General features: G+C 60.3%; 18 protein-coding genes. 8 read left to right on the top strand and 10 right to left on the bottom strand.

The window, feature by feature from the left end; all coding sequences use genetic code 11:
• Positions 1 to 226: 226 nt before the first annotated feature.
• Together DWW03_RS09375 and deoC are read left to right on the top strand one after the other, a co-directional pair.
• Positions 227 to 1948 carry a hypothetical protein gene (locus tag DWW03_RS09375; RefSeq protein ID WP_015546509.1) on the top strand — a complete coding sequence of 574 codons (1722 nt, stop codon included), beginning with the start codon at positions 227 to 229 and terminating at the stop codon, positions 1946 to 1948.
• Between the two features lie 237 nt (positions 1949 to 2185).
• Complete coding sequence (deoC, locus tag DWW03_RS09380) at positions 2186 to 3067, top strand: deoxyribose-phosphate aldolase (RefSeq protein WP_015546510.1); 882 nt, start codon at positions 2186 to 2188, stop codon at positions 3065 to 3067.
• Positions 3068 to 3186: 119 nt separating this feature from the next.
• On the opposite strand, the gene DWW03_RS09385 is transcribed toward deoC, so the two are convergent.
• From DWW03_RS09385 to DWW03_RS09395, 3 genes are read right to left on the bottom strand one after another with little or no spacing between them, the layout of a single operon-like run.
• Positions 3187 to 3447, bottom strand: a complete 261-nt coding sequence (locus DWW03_RS09385; protein ID WP_022061946.1) for a hypothetical protein — start codon at positions 3445 to 3447, stop codon at positions 3187 to 3189.
• Positions 3440 to 5077, bottom strand: a complete 1638-nt coding sequence (locus DWW03_RS09390) for a S41 family peptidase (RefSeq protein WP_022061945.1) — start codon at positions 5075 to 5077, stop codon at positions 3440 to 3442. The genes DWW03_RS09385 and DWW03_RS09390 overlap by 8 nt, the downstream gene beginning before the upstream one ends.
• Positions 5078 to 5120: 43 nt before the next feature.
• On the bottom strand, positions 5121 to 6362 hold the full coding sequence (locus DWW03_RS09395; protein ID WP_022061944.1) for a DUF3078 domain-containing protein: 1242 nt from the start codon (positions 6360 to 6362) through the stop codon (positions 5121 to 5123).
• A 96-nt stretch (positions 6363 to 6458) separates the two neighbouring features.
• On the opposite strand from DWW03_RS09395, the gene nfo reads away from it, so the two are divergent.
• Positions 6459 to 7307 (top strand): deoxyribonuclease IV, encoded by an 849-nt coding sequence (nfo, locus tag DWW03_RS09400; RefSeq protein WP_022061943.1) that lies wholly within the window; start codon positions 6459 to 6461, stop codon positions 7305 to 7307.
• A 32-nt stretch (positions 7308 to 7339) separates the two neighbouring features.
• Here nfo and DWW03_RS09405 read toward each other — a convergent pair whose 3' ends face one another.
• The 5 genes from DWW03_RS09405 to DWW03_RS09425 form a co-directional block, all read right to left on the bottom strand.
• Entirely contained in the window at positions 7340 to 8533 is a 1194-nt protein-coding gene (locus DWW03_RS09405) for an aspartate aminotransferase family protein (protein WP_022061942.1), read from the bottom strand.
• 48 nt (positions 8534 to 8581) lie between these two features.
• Positions 8582 to 9307 carry a TrmH family RNA methyltransferase gene (locus DWW03_RS09410; protein WP_022061941.1) on the bottom strand — a complete coding sequence of 242 codons (726 nt, stop codon included), beginning with the start codon at positions 9305 to 9307 and terminating at the stop codon, positions 8582 to 8584.
• A complete protein-coding gene (gene rsgA, locus DWW03_RS09415) occupies positions 9288 to 10208 on the bottom strand; it encodes a ribosome small subunit-dependent GTPase A (RefSeq protein WP_022061940.1) in 921 nt (306 codons plus the stop codon). Before rsgA ends, DWW03_RS09410 begins: the two co-directional genes overlap by 20 nt.
• Complete coding sequence (locus tag DWW03_RS09420; protein WP_022061939.1) at positions 10201 to 10716, bottom strand: CvpA family protein; 516 nt, start codon at positions 10714 to 10716, stop codon at positions 10201 to 10203. Before DWW03_RS09420 ends, rsgA begins: the two co-directional genes overlap by 8 nt.
• A gap of 106 nt (positions 10717 to 10822) precedes the next feature.
• Complete coding sequence (locus tag DWW03_RS09425; protein WP_050794808.1) at positions 10823 to 11041, bottom strand: helix-turn-helix domain-containing protein; 219 nt, start codon at positions 11039 to 11041, stop codon at positions 10823 to 10825.
• Between the two features lie 151 nt (positions 11042 to 11192).
• On the opposite strand from DWW03_RS09425, the gene DWW03_RS09430 reads away from it, so the two are divergent.
• Both DWW03_RS09430 and DWW03_RS09435 read left to right on the top strand, forming a co-directional pair.
• Positions 11193 to 14513, top strand: coding sequence for a hypothetical protein (locus DWW03_RS09430; RefSeq protein WP_147344297.1), 3321 nt, complete (start codon positions 11193 to 11195; stop codon positions 14511 to 14513).
• 422 nt (positions 14514 to 14935) lie between these two features.
• Positions 14936 to 16969 carry a glycoside hydrolase family 2 protein gene (locus DWW03_RS09435; protein WP_022061935.1) on the top strand — a complete coding sequence of 678 codons (2034 nt, stop codon included), beginning with the start codon at positions 14936 to 14938 and terminating at the stop codon, positions 16967 to 16969.
• On the opposite strand, the gene DWW03_RS09440 is transcribed toward DWW03_RS09435, so the two are convergent.
• Together DWW03_RS09440 and ispG are read right to left on the bottom strand one after the other, a co-directional pair.
• Positions 16890 to 17495 carry a WbqC family protein gene (locus tag DWW03_RS09440; RefSeq protein ID WP_022061934.1) on the bottom strand — a complete coding sequence of 202 codons (606 nt, stop codon included), beginning with the start codon at positions 17493 to 17495 and terminating at the stop codon, positions 16890 to 16892. The two genes, DWW03_RS09435 and DWW03_RS09440, sit on opposite strands and share 80 nt — an antisense overlap.
• 245 nt (positions 17496 to 17740) lie before the next feature.
• Complete coding sequence (gene ispG / locus DWW03_RS09445) at positions 17741 to 19225, bottom strand: (E)-4-hydroxy-3-methylbut-2-enyl-diphosphate synthase (protein WP_022061933.1); 1485 nt, start codon at positions 19223 to 19225, stop codon at positions 17741 to 17743.
• Positions 19226 to 19542: 317 nt separating this feature from the next.
• Between ispG and DWW03_RS09450 the strand changes: the two genes are divergently transcribed.
• From DWW03_RS09450 to DWW03_RS09460, 3 genes are all read left to right on the top strand, one after another.
• A complete protein-coding gene (locus DWW03_RS09450; protein WP_022061932.1) occupies positions 19543 to 19977 on the top strand; it encodes a radical SAM-associated putative lipoprotein in 435 nt (144 codons plus the stop codon).
• A gap of 169 nt (positions 19978 to 20146) precedes the next feature.
• Positions 20147 to 22258: an ATP-dependent DNA helicase RecG gene (gene recG / locus DWW03_RS09455; RefSeq protein WP_022061931.1), complete on the top strand. Its 2112-nt coding sequence runs from the start codon at positions 20147 to 20149 to the stop codon at positions 22256 to 22258.
• A 43-nt stretch (positions 22259 to 22301) separates the two neighbouring features.
• Positions 22302 to 23099 (top strand): DUF3108 domain-containing protein, encoded by a 798-nt coding sequence (locus DWW03_RS09460; RefSeq protein WP_022061930.1) that lies wholly within the window; start codon positions 22302 to 22304, stop codon positions 23097 to 23099.
• Positions 23100 to 23113: the final 14 nt, after the last annotated feature.

The raw sequence follows: 23113 nt of genomic DNA on the forward strand, positions 1-23113 counted from the left end.
TGTTAATGTGGATATTTCGGACGGAAAAAAGCGTTGATTTCCGTCCGGAATATTGCATAATCAGCAAGAGTTTTCTATATTTGCACTGTTCCGCAGCCCGGCAAGCGCCTGCACGGACGGACAACGAAGAACGGACAGCGGGCGGACAGAGAGGCGGCGGAACGAACGAAAGAGGCAAACAAATTCAAAATAAACACATTAACTTTTACCTATTATGAAAAACTTAATGAAATTGAGCGTTGTGCTCGTAGCTGCCGCACTGGCATTCTCGAGTTGCAACTGCTTCAAGAAGATGGCCAAGAACCGGGACGACATCAAGCTGACGGTCACCCCCGAGATCCTGACGCTGAACAACGGCACGGTTGCCGCAGACATCAATGTAACCTTCCCCGTTGAGTATTTCAACAAGAAAGCCATCATCAAAGTTACTCCCGTCATCGTATTCGAAGGCGGCGAAGTGGCCGGCGCCACCCAATACTACCAGGGTTCGAAGGTAGACGAGAACTATGCAGTCGTAGACATGAGCAACGGCGGCAATTACACGCAGCACGTCGAGTTCCCGTACGATCCCCGCATGGACCAGTGCGCCCTGCAGCTCCGCGCCGAGATCAAATGCCCGAAAGGCAAGGCCAAGGAGTTCGTGCTCGTCAACCTGAACACCGGCGCCATCCCCACCAAGGAGCAGGCTGCCGTGCTGGCCGGCAACGACGCCGCTGCCAAGGCTGCCATCGCCAAGGAATTCGGCCTGACGGTAGCTTACGGTCTGAACACCCTGCAGAAGGACCTCAAGTACGGCGACCTGATGGATCAGATGGCCAACAACTACAAGAAGGTCACCACGGTAGTCGACAAGACCGACCTGCTCTACGCCATCAACTCGTCGGTCGTGACGAAGAAGAACGAGAAGAACGCCAACCTCGGCGCATTCAAGGAGAACGTGGACAAGAACCTCACGAACGACCGCGCCACGCAGAACATCGCCGTGAAGGGCTACGCTTCGCCCGACGGTCCGGTGAAGTTCAACGACACGCTTTCGAAGAAGCGCAGCGAATCGGGTAAGAAGGTCGTTGCCAAGCTGCTCAAGGACGCCGGTCTGGACATCGACGCCGCCGCTTACGGCGAAGACTGGGACGGCTTCAAGGAGCTGGTCGAGAAGTCGGACATCAAGGACAAGAACCTCATTCTCCAGGTGTTGAGCCTCTACAACTCGCCCGCAGAGCGTGAGACCGAGATCAAGAACATGTCGACCGTATTCAACGAGTTGAAGAAGGACATCCTTCCCGAACTGCGCCGCTCGCAGATCGTCAACAGCACCGACCTCCAGGGTCTGACCGACGCCGAGATCATGGCTGCATACCGCAACGGCGGCGACCTGACCGTAGAGCAGTACCTCTATGCCGCCCAGGAGCTGGCCAACGGAGCCGAGGAGCAGGTTGCCATCCTGACCGCCGCTTCGAAGAAGTTCAACGACGCCCGCGTATGGAACAACCTCGGCGTTGCCCAGACGCAGGCCGGTGACAAGGCCGCCGCTCTGAAATCGTTCGAGAAGGCTGCCAAGCTGGATTCGTCGAAGGAGTTGAGCAAGAACCTGCTGCTCGCCAACCTGGCTAACGGCAACACGGCAGAGGCCAAGAAGTACGCCGCTGCCGCCGACGCCCAGGCCAAGGCCGCCATGGCTGCCGCCGAAGGCGACTACAAGGCTGCCGCCAAGAACCTAGAAGGCTACAACGCAGCCATCGCCCTGGTTCAGTCGAACGACCTGGCCGGCGCCAAGAAGGCCATCGCCAAGGACAACTCGGCTGACGCCGACTACCTGCGCGCCGTTATCGCCGCCAAGGAAGGCGACCTGAAGACCGCAGAGGCCCAGCTGAAGAGCGCTGTTTCGAAGAATCCCGCGCTGGCCCAGAAGGCCGCCAAGGACATCAACCTGAAGGCGCTGAAGAAGTAATCGGCTTCATCGGATAAAAAAGAGTCTGGCCCGAGAGGGTTCAGGCTCTTTTTTTGCATCCTGCCCCGTGTGCCCCGCAGCAAAAGCGCAGGTGTATCCGTTTTTCGGAGAAACGGCCCGGCGCCATCCCCGGTGCCGCGTCCGGGCGGCGGCCGATGTCGGACACCGTTAAAATAATTGATCCGGAAACGATGCGGGATCGAATAATTTTTCTAATTTTGTAAAAAACACGATCGTATGGAATACGCCAACCATCTGAAAGAATACGCCCCGGCGTGGAGCGCATCGCAAGTCGACGAAGAGGTCGCACGCATCCGCAAGGCCGCAGAGGCCCGCAACCACAACACCGAGGTCTACAAATTCTGCTACTCGGCCATCGACCTCACGACGCTGTCGTGCAACGATTCGGTGAAATCCGTCACGGAATTCGCCCGCAAGGCCGCGGAGTTCTACCAAAAATACCCCCACATTCCCAACGTGGCTTCGATCTGCATCTATCCCTCGTTCGTCGAGACCGTGGGGCTGGCCGTGGACGGCACGCCGATGAAGATCACGAGCGTCGGCGGGGGATTTCCCGCGGCGCAGACCTTTCTCGAAGTGAAGGCCCTCGAAGTGGCGATGGCCGTGGAGAACGGCGCCGACGAGGTGGACATCGTCCTCAATGTGGGGCGCATGCTCACGGGTGAATACGACGAGGCGGCCAACGAGGTGGAGGTGATCCGCACGGAGATGGACGACGATGTGGTGCTGAAGGTGATCATCGAGTCGGGAGCGCTGAAAACCCCCGAGTTGATCCGCAAGGCGTCGCTGCTGTCGATGCTGGCAGGGGCCGATTTCGTGAAGACCTCGACGGGCAAGATCGACGTGGCCGCAACGCCCGAGGCCGCCGTGGTGATGTGCCAGGCGATCCGGGACTACTACGACAAAACGGGCCGCAAGGTCGGCTTCAAGGCCGCAGGCGGGGTCCGCACGGCCGAAGACGCCGCGCTCTACTACACGATCGTCGAGGAGATACTCGGCAAAGAGTGGCTCACGACGGAGTTGTTCCGCATCGGAGCCTCTTCGGCCGCGAACAACATTCTTTCGGCCATCGAAGGCTCGGAGGTCAAATACTTCTAACCGGCGCGAAACCGGCTGGCGGAGATCTGCGGGACCGTTTCTCTCGGACCGCCCCGCCCCGACGCACGAAAAACGGCGGCCCCTTACGGGGCCGCCGTTGCATACATACCGATCCCGGCTTACGGAAGCGAATCCGTAATTTCGACGCTCAACGAATCGACCGTCCCCGCAGCCGGAGCGTCCTTGGCCGGGACGCCTTCGGCCGGAACGTCGAGTTCGGCGGGCGAGATCAGGTGCGGAGGTTCCGCGGCCGGCTCGACGCCGTTCAACAATTCATCGCGCCGCACCATCGACTGGAAGTTGTCGCGCCGGATGGCCGCAACGACGATAATGACGACTACTGCCACAGCCACGATAATACCGATCAGTTTTTTAATCATTTTCATTCTCCTCCTTTAAGATCCCGATGGCGCGTACGACGACGTTGTCCACGGGATAGATGTTTGCGTAAAAACCATTGTCCTCCAACGCCGTATTGCGGCCGATATAGGCCCGGAGCTGGGCCTCGATCAGCCTCCGCGAACGGGCGATGTCGCCATAGCGCGGCGCAACGCCCTTCCGGGCGGCATAGCGGACGAAATCATCCACAAGGGTCTTGTCGCTGTCGAGCAGCGTCTGCAACTCATCAATGGTCTTCACCGCATTGAGCGCCTCACGGTGACGGTCGGCATACTCGATCGTATAGCGGTAGAGGATGTTGCGGCCCGCCACCTCGACGAAATACTTCGTCACGTCGGTCGTATCGGCCGGAATGAACACGTCCGGCATGATGCCGCCGCCTCCGTAGACCACCTTTCCGCCCGGCGTCACCCGCTTGAGCGAGTCGGCGAAATGGATGCTGTCGGCCGAGAAAAACTCGTTGTTCCGGTAACGGTTCCAAAGATCCTCCTCGTAGTCCGCGTCATCCCCGATCGTGTAGGGCTTCTGGATCGAGCGGCCCGTGGGCGTATAGTAGCGCGCCGTGGTCAGCCGCAGGGCCGATCCGTCGCTGTACGGTATCTGACGCTGTACGAGACCCTTGCCGAACGAACGACGACCAATAATCGTACCACGGTCGTTGTCCTGCAACGCTCCGGCGAGAATTTCGCTCGACGAGGCGCTTCCCTCGTCGATCAGCACCACGACCTCCATGTCCTGCGCCGAGCCTTTGCCGTCGGCGTATTCGCGCAGCTGCTCGTGACGGCGGTCCTCGGTGTAGACGATCAACTGGCCCTCGTGCAGAAACTCGTTGGCCACGGCGATCGCCTGATCGAGGAACCCGCCGGAATTGCCCCGCAGGTCGAAAATCAGTTTCGTCACCCCTTCGGCGCGCAGCGACGCCAGCGCCTTGCGGAATTCGTCGAAAGTGGTCCGCGCGAACTGCCCCAGCTTGACGTACCCCACGCCGTCGGCGATGCGGAAGGCCGATTCGATGCTCCTGATGGGAATGACGCCGCGCACGACCTCGACCTCGACCAGATCGGAGATGCCCTGCCGTTCGAGACCGAGACGGACCGTCGTGCCGCGCGGTCCGCGCAGCATTTTGACGACGTTGTTCTGGGGAATCTTACGCCCGGCGACAAGCGAATCGCCGATCTCGACAATGCGGTCCCCGGCCTTGACGCCGGCCTTGTCGCTCGGGCCTTGCGGAATGACGTTCAGCACGATGACCGTGTCGGTGGCCATGTTGAAGACCACGCCGATGCCGTCGAACTCCCCTTCGAGAGGTTCGTTCAGAGCCTGCATTTCCGCGGCGGGGATATAGACCGAATGGGGGTCCAGCTCCTTGACCAGCATCGGAATGACGTGTTCGGCGAGCGAGTCCATCGACACCGAGTCGACATACTGGTTCTCGATCAGCGAGAGCGTATAGGAGAGTTTGTTGTCGGGCAGCGCCATGCGGCTGAGCATGCCCTTGAGCTGCGACGTGGTGGTGTTGCGGCCCAGATACTGGCCCAGAACGAGGCCCAGAACGACTCCCGCGGCCAGCAGCAGCGGGAAGAGGACGGTGTGTTTCGAGTTTTTGTACATCGTATGATGGCGCCAAAGACGCCGGTTCGGTATTTAAAACTTATCAGGGTTTCGGCTTGTTCTTGAAAGTATAGGTGAGACCCACCTGCAACAGCGTACGGGTCTGCACGTCGACGTTCTGCGCCCGGTTGTAGTAGAGCTGGAAACTAACCTTCGTGGAGAGGTATTTCGTCGCCTTGATTTCGAGCGTGTTTTCCCAACGCACCGTGGGATGGATCGGCAGGCGGGGCTTGTCCTTGATGTCATGCCCGACGCTGGTATCTTCCTTGTCGGCCCACTTGTCGTAGGCCTCCAGGTACTTGGTGTAGTCGCTGATCTTGTTCTTCTGGCCGATGTCGGTAATCCAGCCGTAGAAGGAGAAGATCGTCGTGATGTAACGCAGGTAGCCCGTCTTGCCGAACGTGCGGTCGAAACCGATCTCGACCGACGAACCGCCCTCGTATTTCGAGGTCTTCTCGGGGTCCTCGATACCATAGGGATAGGCCGGTTTGATCTCCTTGCCGTCGCCGTCGACCTGCCGCATGCGGATCCAGTCGCTTTCGGCAAAGGTGGCGTTCAAGGCGAGCGGAGACATGTTGACCGTGATGGGGAATTTCTTTTGAGGGCTTTTGTAGGTGATACCCAGCGAAATGTCGAGGTAACCCGGAGTCATAAACTTGCTCTTGAGGTGCTTCTTCTCCTGCTCGGAGCGCGATTTGTAACCGTTGACGAACTGGCTGCGGAATTGCAGAATTGAACCGTAAGTCCAGTTCTTCGCCATTTCGAACGCCGGGTTCACCCAGATGACGAACTCGTCCTGATTCTTGAACCATACGCCTTCGCTGTCCATGATCTTGTTGCCGCTCTCGTCGACCATCGGCTTGCCGTCCGGCCCCACGCGCTGCGTCTCGACCTTCATGCGGTTGTAACCCAGCTTGGCATTGAACTTGGTTTCGATGGAAAAGAGGTTCTTCTTGAAGATATGCCGCAGGTTGAAGGTCGCCACCAGCGCAATGGAGTTGTCACCGCCCGACACCGAGATCCAGGGATCGTTGTACGAAGTCAGCGTTCCCTGCAGGCCGCCGCCCAATTCGAGGTAGTTGCGCTCCTTGCGGATTGCGGCGCGCTCGGCCTTGTAGCGGGCGAGGCTGAAATAATCGGCATCGACGGACGTGGACTTCAGCCGGTCGCGGAACGTCACGTTCCGCCGTTCGGCATTGACTTCGTCGATTGAAATCTGGGCCGAGACCGGAACGGAGGCCCCGACGAGTGACGCCAGCGTGAGAATCAGGTAAAAATGTTTCATAACGAAGCGATTGTATTTGATTTTCAATCTACAAATTTATGAATTTATTTATAAAAACTTTAACTTTGTCTGAAAGTTAAACGGAAAGGACCAACTATGAAATATTTCGGAGCGCACGTAAGCGCTGCGGGCGGCGTGGAGAACGCTCCGGCCAACGCACACGCTATCGGAGCCGAGGGCTTCGCCCTTTTCACCAAGAACCAGCGGCAGTGGGTCGCCAAACCGCTCGCCGCGGGCGAGATCGACGCCTTCCGCGAGGCGTGCGAACGCTACGGCTACACGCCCGCACAGATTCTGCCCCACGACTCGTACCTGATCAACCTCGGACATCCCGAGAAGGAACCGCTCGAAAAATCGCGCGCGGCGTTCCTCGACGAGATGCAGCGGTGCGAACTGCTGGGCCTCGACCGGCTGAACTTCCATCCCGGCAGCCACCTGCAGAAGATCACCGAGCAGGAGTCGCTCGACCGGATCGCCGAGTCGATCAACATGGCGCTCGACCGCACGCACGGCGTGACGGCGGTGATCGAGAACACCGCGGGGCAGGGTTCGAACCTCGGATTCCGCTTCGAGCACCTCGCCTATCTGATCGAGCGCGTGGAGGACAAATCGCGGGTGGGCGTCTGCATCGACACCTGCCACGCCTTCGCGGCGGGGTACGACCTCCGGACGCGCGAGGCGTGCGACGCCACGTTCGCCGAACTGGAACGCGTCGTCGGATTCGGATACCTGAAAGGCATGCACCTGAACGATGCGATGAAGATTCTGGGCAGCCGCGTCGACCGCCACACGCCGCTGGGCGAGGGCATGATCGGCATGGAATGCTTCCGCTATATCGCTTCCGACAAGCGTTTCGACGGCATTCCGCTGATCCTCGAAACCCCCGACGAAGCGCGCTGGAGCGAGGAGATCGCCAAACTGAAGGCGTTTGCCGAAGAGGCATAGAAAAGGGAGGCTTCGAAGCCTCCCTTTTGTTTTTACAACCGGTCCAGACAACTGCGGATCAGCGCGGCGCTTTCGCGCACTTCGTCCTCCGAGATCGTGAGGGGCGGCGAAATGCGGAACGCCGTATCGCAGAACAGGAACCAGTCGCTCAAGATGCCCGCCTCCCGGAACAGTTCCATGATGCGGTAAAGTTTCGCCGATTCGCCCAGCTCGACGGCCAGCAGCAGGCCGCTGCGGCGGATTTCCCGCACGGCGGGATGATCCTTCAGCAGCATTTCATACAACGCGCCCTTCGTTTCGACCCTTTCGACCACCTTGTTGTCCACCAGGTAATTCAGCGCCGCGAGTCCCGCCGCACAGCAGACCGGATGGCCGCCGAAAGTGGTGATATGCCCCAGCGCGGGATTTTCCTGCAGGGTGTCCATCACCTCGTGACGCGCGACGAACGCCCCGAGGGGCATGCCCCCGCCGAAGGCCTTGGCCAGACAGACGATGTCGGGCGTGACGCCGTATTTCTGCATGGCGAACAGGCGGCCCGTGCGGCCCATGCCGGTCTGTATCTCGTCGAAAATCAGCAGCGCGCCGACTTCGTCGCAGCGTCTGCGCAGCGCTTCCAGATAACCCGGACGGGGCGGACGGACGCCGGCCTCGCCCTGCACCGGCTCGGCCAGCACACAGGCCGTGCGGCGCGTAATGCGCTCCAGTTCGGAGAAATCGTTGAACTCCACGGCCTGCACGTCGGGCAGCAGGGGCCGGAACGCCCCCTTCCACTCCTCGCCCTCGGGCGCACCCATCATGCTCATCGCGCCGTGCGTCGACCCGTGGTAGGCGCGGCGCATGGAGACGATCTCCGTACGCCGGGTAAAACGTTTCGCCAGTTTCAAAGCCCCCTCGACCGCCTCGGCGCCCGAGTTGACGAAATAGACGCTTTCGAGCGGCGCGGGCAACAGCGACGCGATCCTGGCGGCATACTCCACCTGCGGCGTCTCGACCAGCTCGCCGTAGACCATCACATGCATGTAGCGCGCAGCCTGCTCCTGCACGGCGCGCACCACGGCCGGATTGCCGTGACCGACATTGCTGACCGAAACCCCGGCCACGAGGTCGAAATAACGCTTGCCTTCGGGCGTATAGAAAAACGAGCCTTCGGCGCGCGCGACCTCCACCAGCATCGGCGACGGGGAGGTCTGGGCGACATGCGCCAGAAATTGTTTGCGGAGAATCATACTATTTTATCCATTTGCGCGGATTCGGGCCAGGAGCGCCGAAGCCGCCTATAAATCCGGGACCATACCCCGGCGTTGCAAAATCGCTTCGGAATCCTTCACGCTGCGCCGCATCCAGCGGCAGAGCGTTTCGGCCTGTTCGGCGTCGGACATCCGCCAGTTGCCGACCGTGAGGCGCATGCGCTCGGAGAGCGTGTAGATCAGGATCGCCGCCGAGGCCGAGACGTTCAGGCTCTCGACCATGCCGCACATCGGGATGCGCAGGAATTCGTCGGCCGAAGCGATCACCTCGTCGGAAATCCCGGCGTGTTCCGTCCCGAAGACCAGCGCGAAAGGTCCCCGCCCGACATCGAACGTCTCGGGCGTCGCGTCCTCGCGGTGGGGCGTGGTGGCCACGATCCGGTAGCCCGCCCCCTTGAGGGCGGCGACGGCCTCGCCCGTCGAGGCGTGGCGGCGCACGTCGACCCACTGGTGCGTGCCGCGCGCAATGTCGGGATTGGGTTCGAACGGGCAGAGCGTCTCCACGGTGTGCATCTCCTGCACGCCGAACGCCTCGCAATGGCGGATCAGCGCCGCGGCATTCTGCCCGTGGTACATGTTCTCGGCCAGCACCGTCATGTAGCGCGTGCGCATGGAGACCGTCTTCCGCAAAACGGCATACCGTTCCGGCGTCATAAACCCGGCGAGGCAGGCGATGCGCTCAGCGGCGTGTGCGGCATCGGGACCGAAATCGAAGTCCGGTCCCGGGGAGTCGTTATTTGCGGTATTTTTCATCTTCATCGCGGATTTTCAGGTAGCTTTCGTAACGCGGCCAGGCGATTTCGCCCGCCTTCACGGCTTCGGTCACCGCACAGCCCGGCTCGTGGGTGTGGGTGCAGTTGTAGAAGCGGCAGGCGGGCGCAACGCGCATCATCTCGGGAAAATAGTGCCACAGCTCGGCCTCGTCGATGTCGATCAGTCCGAACCCCTTGATGCCCGGCGTGTCGATCACCGCGCCGCCTCCGGCCAGGGGGTACATCGTCGAAAATGTCGTCGTATGGCGGCCCTTGTGGTGACTTTCGGAGATTTCGCCCGTGCGGATGTCCAGCGAGGGGTCGATGGCCTGGATCAGCGTCGACTTCCCGACGCCCGAATTTCCCGAAACGAGGGTCGTGCGCCCCGCAAGCAGTTCGCGCACCTCCTCCACGCCCCGGCCCTCCCGGACCGACACCTCCAGCACCCGGTAGCCGGCCCCCTCGTAGACCGCGCGGAACTCCGCGACGGCCTCCGCGTCCTGCAGGTCGAGCTTCGACAGGAGGATCGTCACCGGGACCTTGTAGGCCTCGCAGGTCACCAGAAACCGGTCCACGAACTCCGTGGGCGTCTCGGGCGAACGCAGCGACGCCATCAGCAGCGCCTGGTCGACGTTGGCGGCGATGATATGCGACTCTTTCGAAAGGTTCGAAGCCCGGCGGATCACGTAGTTGCGCCGCGGCAAGATGTCGGCGATCACATAGTCGCCCCCCTCGTCGGCCTCGCACGCCACTTCGTCGCCCACCACCACGGGATTGGTCGAACGCACCCCTTTCAGGCGCAGTCTGCCCCGGATGCGGCAGCGCACCGTCTCACCGTCGTGCAGCACGTCGTACCAACTGCCCGTCGCCCGGACCACTGTGGCTGTAAACTTTCTATCCATCGGTCTCCGTTTTTTCCTCCTGCCGGGGAACCCGCTCGCCGACCCACTCCAGAAAAGGGAAAATGGATTCGGAAAGCCACCGGACAGGCTTGTAGCTTTTCGACTGCTCGATCGTCCGCGGCCCCACGAGGCAATAATCCTCATTCAGCGCATCGAAGGCCGAGAAGAGCACGCTCAACACGAGCAGGTACTTCAAAACCGATACGGCAATGCCCAGCAGCGTGTCGGCAACGCCCAGTCCCGCAAAGTGAAAGACCTTGCGCACCACCCTGCCGGCGATCGCCACGACGAGGATCACGACGACGAGCGCCGTGACGAAACCGCCCGCGGCGGCCACTTCGTCATCGAGCCGCAGCCATCCGCCGACCTGCGCGCCGAAACGCGCCGCGATCCAAATGCCCGCCACAATCCCTGCAAGGGAGCATATCTGCACGACGAAGCCTTGGCGCCATCCGTTCCAGACGGCCAGCGCCAGCACGAGGCAGACGATTAAATCAAGCGTGTTCAATAAGCCGTTAAATTATCACCGTAAAGATACGAATTTTAAAGAAACGGCCCAAAAAAGCATACAACGAACGATTAGGCGCAATATATATAAATATAGGTATATCGTCCTAACGTATTACATCGCGCATATTAACACTCAACGCATTACAGATGCTGCAAATGGTTTTTACGGTAAGATTAGTCCGCCCCGCCTCGATGCGGCTCAAGTTGGATCTTTCCATGTCACACCGGTAAGCCAGCTCCTGTACAGTCAGCTTGCGTTCCTTCCTCAACTCCTTGATCCTCGTAGAGATATAAAGGATTTCATCTTGATAGTTCATTCCCATTTCAAAAATTTGGACAAAAATTTTGCTGTGCAAATTTTTATATATATATTTGCACCATGCGTATCATATATGATACCAACAAAAAGAGGGTCGTCCGAATAACAAATTGAAAACTAAATACAAACACATCTTTATTTCAACCATTTTTACTATGAAAAACAACAACTTGTTTAGAAAATTCCTGGCATTGTTCTTAACCGGAACCATGCTGGCCGGTGTCGGGTGTAAGGACTACGACGACGACATCGACGACATCAACAAAAAGATCGACGATCTAAATGCGAAAGTCGAACTGAAGGCCGATGCTTCCGCCCTTCAGACAATTTCAGACAAACTGAAGGATGTCGATTTCTCGAAATTCGTCACCGATGCCGAATTGAGCCAGGAGCTGGCAGCCTACGTCAAGGACGCCGACCTCAAAAAGAAAGTCGGAGACCTCGGGTTCCAGACCGTGACACAGGTGCAGGATCTGATCAAAGGCCTGCAAAACGAAGCGCAGGTGAAGGCCCTGATCGAGAATCAGCTCAAAGCCGCTGACCTCTGGTCCAAAATCGGCGGCGAGGTCAAAAAAGGCATCCTCGAAGAGCTGGCCAAAAACAGCGAGCTGACCACTGCCGTGAAGAATCAGGCTGTCGCAGCCGTCCTGGCCGCCATCACCAACGACCCGGCCGTGAAGGACATCAAGACCGCCATCAGCAAAATTGCCGGCGAGGAGGCCTCCGAATTCGTCAAGGAATACATGGACGTCAACAACAAAGCCTGGATCGAGAACGTGAACTCGGCAGCCGCCGAAGCGGTAAAGAACGCCGAATCCGCATTGAGCAGGCAGATCATCAGCCTCATTTCGACGCAGGGCTACCTGAAGAAGAGCGACCTGACTGCGGAACTCGGCGCCTTCAAGCAGGCCATCGCCCAACTTCAGGCCGATGTCGCTGCGCTGATCAACCGCATCCAGTCGCTGGTAAACGTTCCCGGAACCATGTATGTTGGCAGTGGCGGATCCTATACTACGATGGATTTCTACAAGGTCGGAGCCACCCCCATCGGCAACGGAATGGTCACGCTGACCTACCGCGTCACGCCGGCCTCGCTGGCCAAAGACCTCGTAGATGCCTATGCTAACGGAAAAGCGACGTTCGCTATTGTCTCCGAGCAGATAAAAACCCGTGCCGCAACGGCAACTCCCGCAGCCGCCATCACCGACGTTCGGTTTATCGAGGAGGGTAAGTTCGCCGTAACCGCCACCATGTCGGCGGAGGAGCTTGGTGAGCTTTACGAGAAAGAGGAGAAATGGATCACGCTGGCCCTTTCGATCGAGAACACCGTGAATCCCGGAACCGGCGCCGAGGACGAAACCGCCTCGGAGGTAACGAACAACGTGCTGTCGAACTTCGCCAGCATCATGCCCGACGAAGCCCAAGAGATCGAACTCGGCGTTTACACCAAGGACGAGGAGCCGGTCGCCTACGACTACGCCACCATCGAAATGCCGTTCAACAAGCAGGCCGTCAGCAAGAAGACGCTGCTGGAGAATACGCAGCTGCTGGCTTCGCTCGACGGAGGCAAGACCCTGATGACGCTGGACAACGTCAACAAACTGCTTGGCTCGAAAATCAGCATCGGCGCTTACACCGTAACGCCCAAATACTACGCCGACGCCAGCCAGTCGGCCGAGATTACGGACAAAACCGAGATCGGCAAATTCATCCTGCGCGTCGACAACTCGAAACTCGTTTACGACACGAAACTCGCTACGGTGGACTTCCGTGCAGCAGGCGTTTCCGGCGACGTAGGCAAGAACGTCGTATGCGCACACAAAATCGTGATCAACGTCGACGGGAAAGCCACGACGGCAACGATCGAGGCGCCGCAGACCTACATCATCACCAACCAGGCCGGCGCGACCTTCACCTTCAAGGAGACTCCCAAACCGCTGGCATGGAGCTATGCGTTCGTCAAGAACGGCATCACCGGGCAGACCGCCACTCCGGAAATCTCCGATAACATCTTCGGCGAAATCGCTTTGGTGAACGACATCGACCTGCCGAAGGAGGTCACCATCGAGGATATTATCACGCTGGGCAACCTCGACACGGACCGTTCGACGGTCAAGGTCGCCGGCAAGGAGGTCGACAACGATCTCGGCATCCGATTCACCGCATTCGCCAGCCAGATCGCCATGGGCGTGAAAGCCTCCGTTCAGGCAGATGCATACGAGTGGGGCAAGGCCTATGACATCGAGTATGTCTATGTATACCAGAACGTCGACTACAAACTGAAGGGCCAGATCGCCTTCGGAGCCGCCCCGGCGCCCGTCAACTACATCGTCGACAACGCCATCGGCTACGAGACGAAGAGCGTCAGCAAGACGTGGAAGGACGTTTACACAGCCAACAAGGCCGGATTCGCCAGCGAAGCGGAGTTCGCCGAGGCTATCTTCGCAGCTACGACCGATCCCGCAACGCCCGCAGGCGTAACGAAACTCTTCAACAAAGCAAATGAGAAGGGCACGGTGATCGAGAACACCAACGGCACGGCAATGACCGTCACCGCATCGACCCTGAAGGGCGTGCTGAATGCCAAGGACATCACCGCGACGGGCGACAAGTTCGAGCAGAAAGCCGAATGGACGACCTGGTACGGCCAGAAGATTTCCGTAACGTTCAACTACAATGTCACGATCCCCGACTTCGACTTGAGGTACAATGTCGGACACGTAACCGACATCGCAGGCGTGATGACGACCGTAGTCGAAGGTCTGGTCAACGGGACGACCAACCTCTGGGAGTGGCCCAACATCACACTGCCGACCTACTTCAACGAGGTGGACGCCGAGAAGTACGACTTTACGTTCGAAGTGACCTCCAAAGACGACAAACCGAACAAGGGCGACAAATACGCCGTCGTCAAGGGCGACAAACTCGACTGGAGCGCAGCAAACCGCAACTATGTCGACATCAAGACTGTCGTTAAGATCAAGGACACGAACATCCAGGTAGCTTCCCTGCCGCTGCGCGTGGAGATCCAGACCCCGATCAAGACGCTGGCACAGACCAAGGCTATCGAGGTCGCTTACAAGACCAACGAGGCGACTACGGCCAATATGTTCGAGAACCTCCAGTTGATCGACGCCGACGGTAAGTCGTGGATCGAATACAACAAAGACACGAAGGCCTGGGAAGCCGTTACGGTAGGCAACGGCAAGACGGCCTACGACGTATTCCAGGCAAAACCCGAAGCAGCGAAAAATACCGCCGGTATCGTATTCAAGATGAAATCGGCCGAGTATGCCGATACCCCTGCCAGCGACAAGGATGCTTCCGCATATATCAAAATCACAGACAATACGCTGACCTACGAGAACAACAGCGCCACGCTGCTGAAGGACATCATCATCAAGGTAACGCCGAGCTTCACCTACCAGTACGGCGAGATCACGGGCGAGGAGATGACGATTACCATCAAACGCTAAAGTTCACACGCTTCGCGGTCCGGCACGGCAACCGGCTGTGCCGGCTCCGCAAAAGCGATCCTCGGCAGGGGATGACCCCCAAGGAGTTGTTTTTTAGTTAACAAGTTTCACACCCATCCCCTGCTTTTTGGCGGACCGAAGAGGCGCAGTCCGCCATTTTTTCGTACCTGCCGCCCCGATGCCCGCCGGGCGTAAAACCGGACCCCGTTCCGGCTTTGCGCCCGGCTGGCATTTCCCCTTCGGAACACAAACGGCGCAACGGCAAAGACAGATAAGTTTGATTTTCAGCCCGGCTTGTATTATCTTTGCCAAAGATAAACCCCCGCACGGATAGGCGGCGCCACGGCAAACCCCAAGCAACGCTTGGTTCTGCACCCGGCTTGCACTATCTTTGCATCATACAGCATTTAACCAGCTCTGCCATGAAAAGATACCTAACGATTCTCCTGCTGCTGAACGTCGTCGCAATGACGGCCAGCGCCCGCGAGGTCTTCCCGATCAACGAAGGGTGGCGCTTTTTCTTCAAGTCGGAGAAAACCTCCGACAACGCCCGCCACGTAACCCTGCCCCACAGCTGGAACACCGATCCGCTGGCCCAGGGCTACTGGCTCGAAACCACGGGCAGCTACCAGAACGGCATGTATATCCCCGTCGAATGGGCTTCGAAACGCCTTTTCGTGAAATTCTACGGCGTACAGTCGGTCGCCGACCTCTTCGTCAACGGCTATCACGTCGGCACGCACCGCGGCGGCGCCACGGCCTTCACGTTCGAAATCACCGACAAAATCCGTTTCGGAAGCGACAACTCGATGCTCGTGGTGGTCAGCAACAGCAGCCGCGACGACGTGCTGCCCACCTCGACCGACATGAACCTCTACGGCGGCATCTACCGCGAGGCGGAACTGATCCTCACCGAGCGCACGGCCATTTCGCCGCTCTACCTCGGGTCGGACGGCGTGCTCGTACACCCGCAGACGGTCGGTCCCGAAAAGGTCGAGGGCGAGATCGAGGTGCACATCACCTCGAAGGGCGACAACAGCTGCACGCTGAACGTTGACATCACCAGTCCGCGGGGAGAGCGGGTCTTCTCGAAACGCCAGAAGGCGCGCCTCGACGGCAAACCCGTCTCCGTGGCCTTCTCGGTGGACAATCCGACGCTGTGGAGCCTGCGCGACCCGGCGCTCTACACCGTGACGGCCTCCATCGGCGAGGACAGCATCACCGACCGCGTCGCCGTCCGCACGGGCTTCCGCTCGATCGGTGCCAGCACGGCCGAAGGGCTGACGATCAACGGAGAACGCACCCCCGTCCGCGGCGTCACGCTCTACCACGACAACGCCCTTTCGGGCGGCACGCTGACTCCGGAGGATTACGACGCCGACCTGCGGATCATCCGCACGATGGGAGCCAACGCCCTGCGCTCGGCGGTAATGCCGCACGCGCAGTACCTCTACGACCGTTGCGACGAACAGGGAATGCTCGTCTGGATCGACGCCCCGCTGCACCGCTCGTCGTTCCTGGGCGACGTCTCCTATTTCGCCACGCCCGCCTTCGAACAGAACGGACTGGACCAGTTGCAGGAGATCGTAGCCCAGAACATCAACCACCCGTCGGTGGTGATGTGGGGTATCTTCTCGCGTCTCTGGATGCGCGGCGACGACGTGACGCCCTACATCCGGCGGCTGAACGAGACGGCCCGCACGATGGACCCCTCGCGCCCGACGGTCGCTTGCAGCGACCAGAACGGCGACATCAATTTCATCACCGACCTGATCGTCTGGCAGCAGGACGTCGGCTGGCGGCGCGGCTCGACCGACGACGTGATCGTATGGCGCGACCAGCTGCAAAAAAACTGGTCCCACCTGCGTTCGGGCGTCTGCTACGGCGGCAGCGGATTCCTCGGACACAAGAGCTACACGGCGCAGTCCGAGCCTCGTTCGAACTGGATGCCCGAGGAGAAGCAGACGCGTTTCCACGAGGAGTATGCCAAAAACCTGCAAAACGACTCGCTGTTCTGGGGCGCGTGGATCGACAACATGTTCGACTACGGCTCCTCGCGCCGTCCCTACGGGATCAACGGCGCAGGCCTCGTGACGCTCAACCGCCGCGAGAAAAAGGACGCCTACTATCTGTACAAGGCGATGTGGAACGGCGCAGAGCCGACGCTGCATATCGTCGACAAACGGCGGCGTCTGCGCGATTATGAGAAGCAGGCGTTCCGCGTCTACTCGTCGGCCGGGACGCCGACGCTCATCGTCGGCCGGGACACGCTGGCGATGAGCGAATACGCCCCCTTCCAGTACCGGTCCGATTCGGTGGCCATACACGGGATGATTGAGGTGAAAGCGGCGGCGGGGGATCTGCGCGACAGCGTGACTATCCTTGTCGGCAACGTCCTAAAACCGAAACAGACGCAGGTCCTTCGGCGAACAGCAGGTCCGCAAACGACAAATTAGGGACGAAAGGCATCCTTTCGGAGAAGACCTGGAAATAAGGCTCGGCGATCAGCGCCGGGCCTTCTTTGCGTTTGGGGCGCAGGTCGAGGTCTCCGGGGGCCGCCTCGACATACGTCCGGGAGAGTTCGGGCATCGGCACTCCGGCCAGCGAACACAACACCTCCAGCAGACCCAGATTGTAATCGGCGAGGAACTCCCACTCCCGGCAGTAGAAAGGCTCGAACCGCCCGGCGTAGAAATCGAAATAGGGCGACGAGCGGTAGGAGGCCACCAGCGCGCCCCAATGCTGGTGCTGCCAGCGTTTGGAATAGTCGAGACGCACGTCGCACACGGGCTGCCGGGGACGGTTGGCGTTGCGGACATGCACGGTCAGCTCCATCACGCCGTCCGAGGCCAGTATCCGCGCACGGTTGCGTTCGGAACGCTTCACGAAGTGCTCGCCGAGGTCCACGACGCAGCCGCCGCGCAGGAGGTGCGTGAAATACTCCACCGAAGGAAGGTATGCAAGAGGCAGTATAGTAGACATAAGTAAAAATTCAAAATTAAAAATCACCTGAAACGAAGCGGTCGAATCGGATGAACCCCGCCTCTCGGGCGGGCGGCAGCGCGCAGGGCTTTGCTATGGAGCGACGCGTAGCAGACCTCCGCAGGACGGAGCTGCGTCCTGCCGACGCAAAACACCGTTTTTATGCGTGTGAGCGCAGAACAGGAGCGGAAGCAGAACGAAACTTCCTGCCGCCTCTTAAAACCGGCGGCTTACGCCGGCGCCTTTTAGGCGGGCGTCCAGTCCCCGTTCTTTTTGATCAGCTCCACCAGCCGGTCGAGGGCCTCCTCCTGCGGAATGTTGCGCTCGACGACCGTCCGGCCCTTGTAGAGGGTGATGCGGCCCGGTCCGGCGCCCACGTAGCCGTAGTCGGCGTCGGCCATCTCGCCAGGACCGTTGACGATGCAGCCCATCACGCCGATGCGGAGGTTTTTCAGGTGCGACGTGCGGGCCTTGATGTCGGCGAGGGCCTTCTCGATGTCGTAGAGCGTGCGCCCGCACGAAGGGCAGGCGATGTATTCGGTGTGTGAAAAACGCACGCGCGCAGCTTGCAGGATCATCAGCTCGATGTCGCGGATTTCGCTTTCGGCAAATCCCGGAGCGTCGATCCAGATGCCGTCGGCCAGGCCGTCGAGCAGCAGCGGCCCCAGGTCGGCGGCGCCCTTCACGGCGAGCGTCTCCAGCGAACGCTCTTCGTAGCGGCGTTTCACGACCACCGGTTCGTCGGGGATGTCGAGATTCAGGATCGCGGCGCGCAACTCGGCCGTCGGGTTGCCCGAAAGGGCTTCGAGCACCCGGAAACCCTCCAGCGGCTCGGTGTGCACGACGGGAACCGTCACCTTCGAACGGCGGCGGTATTCGGTCGGGGTATAACGCTCGGGATGGAGCACCTCGAACTCGCCGGGACGGTCGGCAAAGTGTTCGACCAACAGCTGCGCCACGGGGATTTCATTTTCGGGGGCCTCGGTCAGCGAGACGCGGATCGTGTCGCCGATGCCGTCGGCCATCAGCGCCCCGATGCCCACGGCGCTCTTCACGCGCCCCTCGATGCCGTTCCCGGCCTCGGTGACGCCCAGATGGATCGGATAGTGCATATCTTCGGTATCCATCGCCTCGACCAGCAGACGGTAGGCGGCGACCATGACGCGCGTGTTCGACGACTTCATCGAGACCACCACCTGATCGAAATCGCACTCCCGGCACACCCGCAAAAACTCCATGGCCGAGACCACCATGCCCTGGGGCGTGTCGCCCCACTCGTCGAAAACGCGCTTCGCCAGCGACCCGTGGTTGACGCCGACGCGCAGGGCGACGCCCCGCTCGCGGCACTGCGCGATCAGCGCCTGAAGATCACCGCGGTCGAGGCGGTAATTTCCCGGATTGACACGCACCTTGTCCACATACCTGGCGGCGATGGCCGCGACCTCGGGCACGAAGTGGATGTCGGCCACAACGGCTGTCCGGAAACCGTCGGCACGCAGCTGCCGGACGATGTTTTCCAGATTTTCACCTTCGCGCCGGCCCTGCGCCGTAAGGCGCACGATCTTTCCCCCGGCGCGGTCGATCCGCTCGATCTGGGCCACGCTCGCGGCGGTGTCGTTGGTGTCGGTATTGGTCATCGACTGGCAGGCGACGGGATGCCCGCCGCCGATCGTCGTCCGCCCGATGCGCACTTCGCTCGCTGTCCGGCGCATGAATTTCGAAAGATTCATCGGTTTATCAATTAGGTAATTACGCACTTCCTCACATCACTTTCCGCTGTCGGGCGGCGTTATCGCCGCCTTCGGCGACGTTTACAAATCCGACCCCACCCCAGCCCTCCCCCAGGGAGGGAGATGGCGTACGCATCGGACAGCAGTACAACGTACTGCCTCCCACTACCGAGAGCCGTTATCACCCCGCAACAGATTCAGGAAGCAGCGGCAAAATGAACGCTCTCGACAGCCGGTACAGTGTACAAAGATAGCAACGATTTGGCGAACGGCGAAATAATCGTTATATTTCGGGACATCTCTAAAATGCGAACGCCATGAAAGAGAAACTACTGCTGGCAGCCGCCGCGCTGCTCGGATTTGCAACGGCATGCAACAACGAGGAAGATCAACCGAAGGTGGTATCTATGTACGGGGTCCCGTACAACAACTACAAGATCAAGGGCAAGGTGACCGACAAGGCCGGACGGCCGATCAAGGGCATCGAGGTCCGGAGCAACGCCTACCTGCCGACACCGGAGGCGACGACCGCAGCCGACGGGACCTATGATCTTTCGGGCAAGGGAGTCGGCAACACGGCAAGAGTCACCCTCACCGACACCGACGGCCCGGCCAACGGCGGCGACTTCGCCGCAAAGACCGTCGACATCGAATTCACCGAGGCCGAACGCACGGCCAAAGGAGACGGCGACTGGGATCAAGGGGCATTCGCCAAATCGGGCGTCGACATCGCCCTCGAGGAGAAGGAGTAGCCCCTGCTCCCGACCAGCACGTCTCCCGGGACGGAAAAACGCACCCCGCCAATGCCCAAACAAGTTTGGCATTGCGCCCGGCTTTCACTATATTTACAGAACATAGGATGCGTCTCGGCAATGCCCAAACAAGTTTGGCATTGCGCTCTACTTTCACTATATTTGCCGGGTGGATACACTCGATAACGACATCAAATTCGTAGCGGGCGTCGGCGAGGCCCGGGCAAAACTCCTCGAACGGGAGCTGGGCATCCGCACGCTGGGCGACATGCTCAGCCACTATCCGTTCCGCTATATCGACCGCACACGCATCTACCGCATCTCGGAGATCACCGAGGCCGCAGGCCTGTCCTACGTCCAGTTCCGCGCCCGCATAACGGGCGTCGCCTATGCCGGAACAGGGCGCAAACGCCGCTTCACGGCCTTCGCGCAGGACCCCACGGGACAGGCCGAGCTGGTGTGGTTTCAGGGCGTCAAGTGGATCGAGAAACGGATCGAGGTCGGACGCGAATACCTCGTCTTCGGCCGCCCGTCGTTCTACCGCGGCGAACTGTCGGTCGCCCATCCCGAGCTGGAAACCATGGAGCAGGCCCTCTCGCGCAAGGCCGAAAGCGGCATGCAGGGCATCTATCCCTCGACCGAGAAGCTGGGCAATGTGCTGGGTGCGAAGGGCATGTACCAGATCATCTGCAACGCCTGGACGCTCGTGAAGGACCGCATCGCGGACCCGCTTCCCGAGGCCGTGCGCACCCGGTACGGACTGATCGGCCTGCGCGACGCCATCTACAATATCCACTTCCCGCAATCGCAGGAGGCCCTGCGGCAGGCGCAGTACCGGCTGAAGTTCGACGAACTGCTGGGCGTGCAGCTCAACATCCAGCAACGGCGCACCGAACGCCTCGCGAAAAGCAACGGCTTCCTCTTCACCCGGGTCGGGGGCGTGTTCAACACCTTCTACACCGAAAAACTCCCCTTCCCGCTCACCGGGGCGCAGAAACGGGTCATCAGGGAGATCCGCCGGGACACCGTGACGGGATTCCAGATGAACCGCCTGCTTCAGGGCGACGTGGGCAGCGGCAAGACCCTCGTGGCGCTGATGTCGATGCTGCTCGCGGTGGACAACGGCTTCCAGGCCTGCATGATGGCCCCGACGGAAATCCTCGCCCGCCAGCACTACGCCACCGTCTGCAAGATGCTCGACGGAATGGACGTGAAGGTAGCCGTGCTGACCGGCGCCTCGAAGGCCAGGGAACGCCGGGCTTCGCTCGAAGGCATCGCCTCGGGCGAAGTGGACATACTCATCGGCACGCACGCGCTGATCGAGGACCGCGTGCAGTTCTCGAACCTGGGCTTCGTCGTGATCGACGAACAGCACCGCTTCGGCGTCGAGCAGCGCGCGCGGCTCTGGACCAAGAACCTCCAGCCGCCCCATATCCTCGTGATGACCGCCACACCGATCCCCCGCACGCTGGCGATGACCCTCTACGGCGATCTCGACGTGTCGGTGATCGACGAGCTGCCTCCGGGACGGCGGCCCATCAAGACATTCCACTACACCGACGCCGCACGGCTCAAATTGTTCGGCTTCATGCGGCAGGAGATCGCCAAAGGGCGGCAGGTCTACGTCGTCTATCCGCTCATCAAGGAGTCGGAGGCGATGGACTACAAGGACCTCACCGACGGCTACGAAGCCATCTCGCGCGACTTCCCGCTGCCGCAGTACGTCACGGCGATCTGCCACGGCAAGATGAAGCCCGCCGACAAGGAGGAGTCGATGCGCCAGTTCAAACAGGGCGAAGCCCACATTCTCGTGGCCACGTCGGTGATCGAGGTGGGCGTCGACGTGCCCAACGCGACGGTCATGGTCATCGAGTCGGCCGAGCGTTTCGGGCTTTCGCAGCTCCACCAGCTGCGCGGGCGCGTGGGCCGCGGCGGCGAGCAGTCCTACTGCATCCTGATGTCGGGCGAAAAACTCTCGCGCGAGTCGCGGGCGCGGCTCGAAGCGATGTGCGAGACCAACGACGGGTTCCGCCTGGCGGAACTCGACCTCAAGCTGCGGGGCGCGGGGGACATCAACGGCACGTTGCAGAGCGGCATGGCATTTGATCTGAAGATCGCCAGCCCCACGGCCGACGTGCAGATACTCACCGTCTCGCGCGAGGCGGCCGCAGAAATACTCGCCGCGGACCCGGCGTTGGCGCACCCGCAGAACCGGGGGCTCGAAGCTCTGCGGCGACGCTACTCGGGCCGCGAAGAGATTGATTTTTCACGCATTTCGTAATATTCCGTCCCGAAAAAACGTTAACCCATTAAAACCCTGTCCGATGAAACGGTTTCTATTCACCATATTCCTGCTCGGCGCCCTCTCGCCCCTCGCCGCGCAGCTCTACCATCCGGGCGAACAGCTCTTCTACCGCGTGAGCTACAAGGCCAAGATGTTCCCCAATACGGAGGTCGGGACCGTGGAGGTCAAGACCTCGGAAGATACGGCCGACGGCAAGTCCTACTACAAGGTCGAAGGCGCAGGGCGCACGCTGCCCACCTACCGCTGGTTCTTCAACCTGGAGGATGTCTACACCGTGTGGATCGACACCGCGTCGCTGCGCCCCGTGCGCTTCGAGAGCGACATCCGCGAAGGCGACTACACCTTCCAGAGTTACTACACCTACCTCTGGCCCGACTCGACCATCCACACCCGCTGGCGGAGCCGCAAAAACCCCTTCAGCGAGAAGCAGATGGCCCTGACGGCCGAGAGCATGGACCCCATCGCGCTCTTCTTCAACCTGCGGTCGGCCCAAGCGGAGAATTTCCGCGTCGGTGAGCCGGCGACGCTTCAAATGGTCCTGCAAGACACCATCCGCCACCTGCACTACCGCTACCTGGGGCGCGAAAACAAGAAGATCCGCAACATGGGGCGTTTCCGCACGCTCAAGTTCGAGTGCCAGTTAGGGACGACCGAAGGCTACTCGTTCACCGACGGCACGATCTTCACGATCTGGATTTCGGACGACGACAACAAAATCCCCCTCTACATCGAATCGCCGGTCAAGATCGGCAGCATCAACGCCTACATTTCGGGCTACAAGGGACTTAAATACCCGGTGTCGAGCCTGATGAAATAGACGCCGGATTTTCA

The organism is Alistipes sp. AF14-19 (assembly GCF_003461645.1).
In the GTDB taxonomy this organism is placed as follows: Bacteria; Bacteroidota; Bacteroidia; order Bacteroidales; family Rikenellaceae; genus Alistipes; species Alistipes shahii.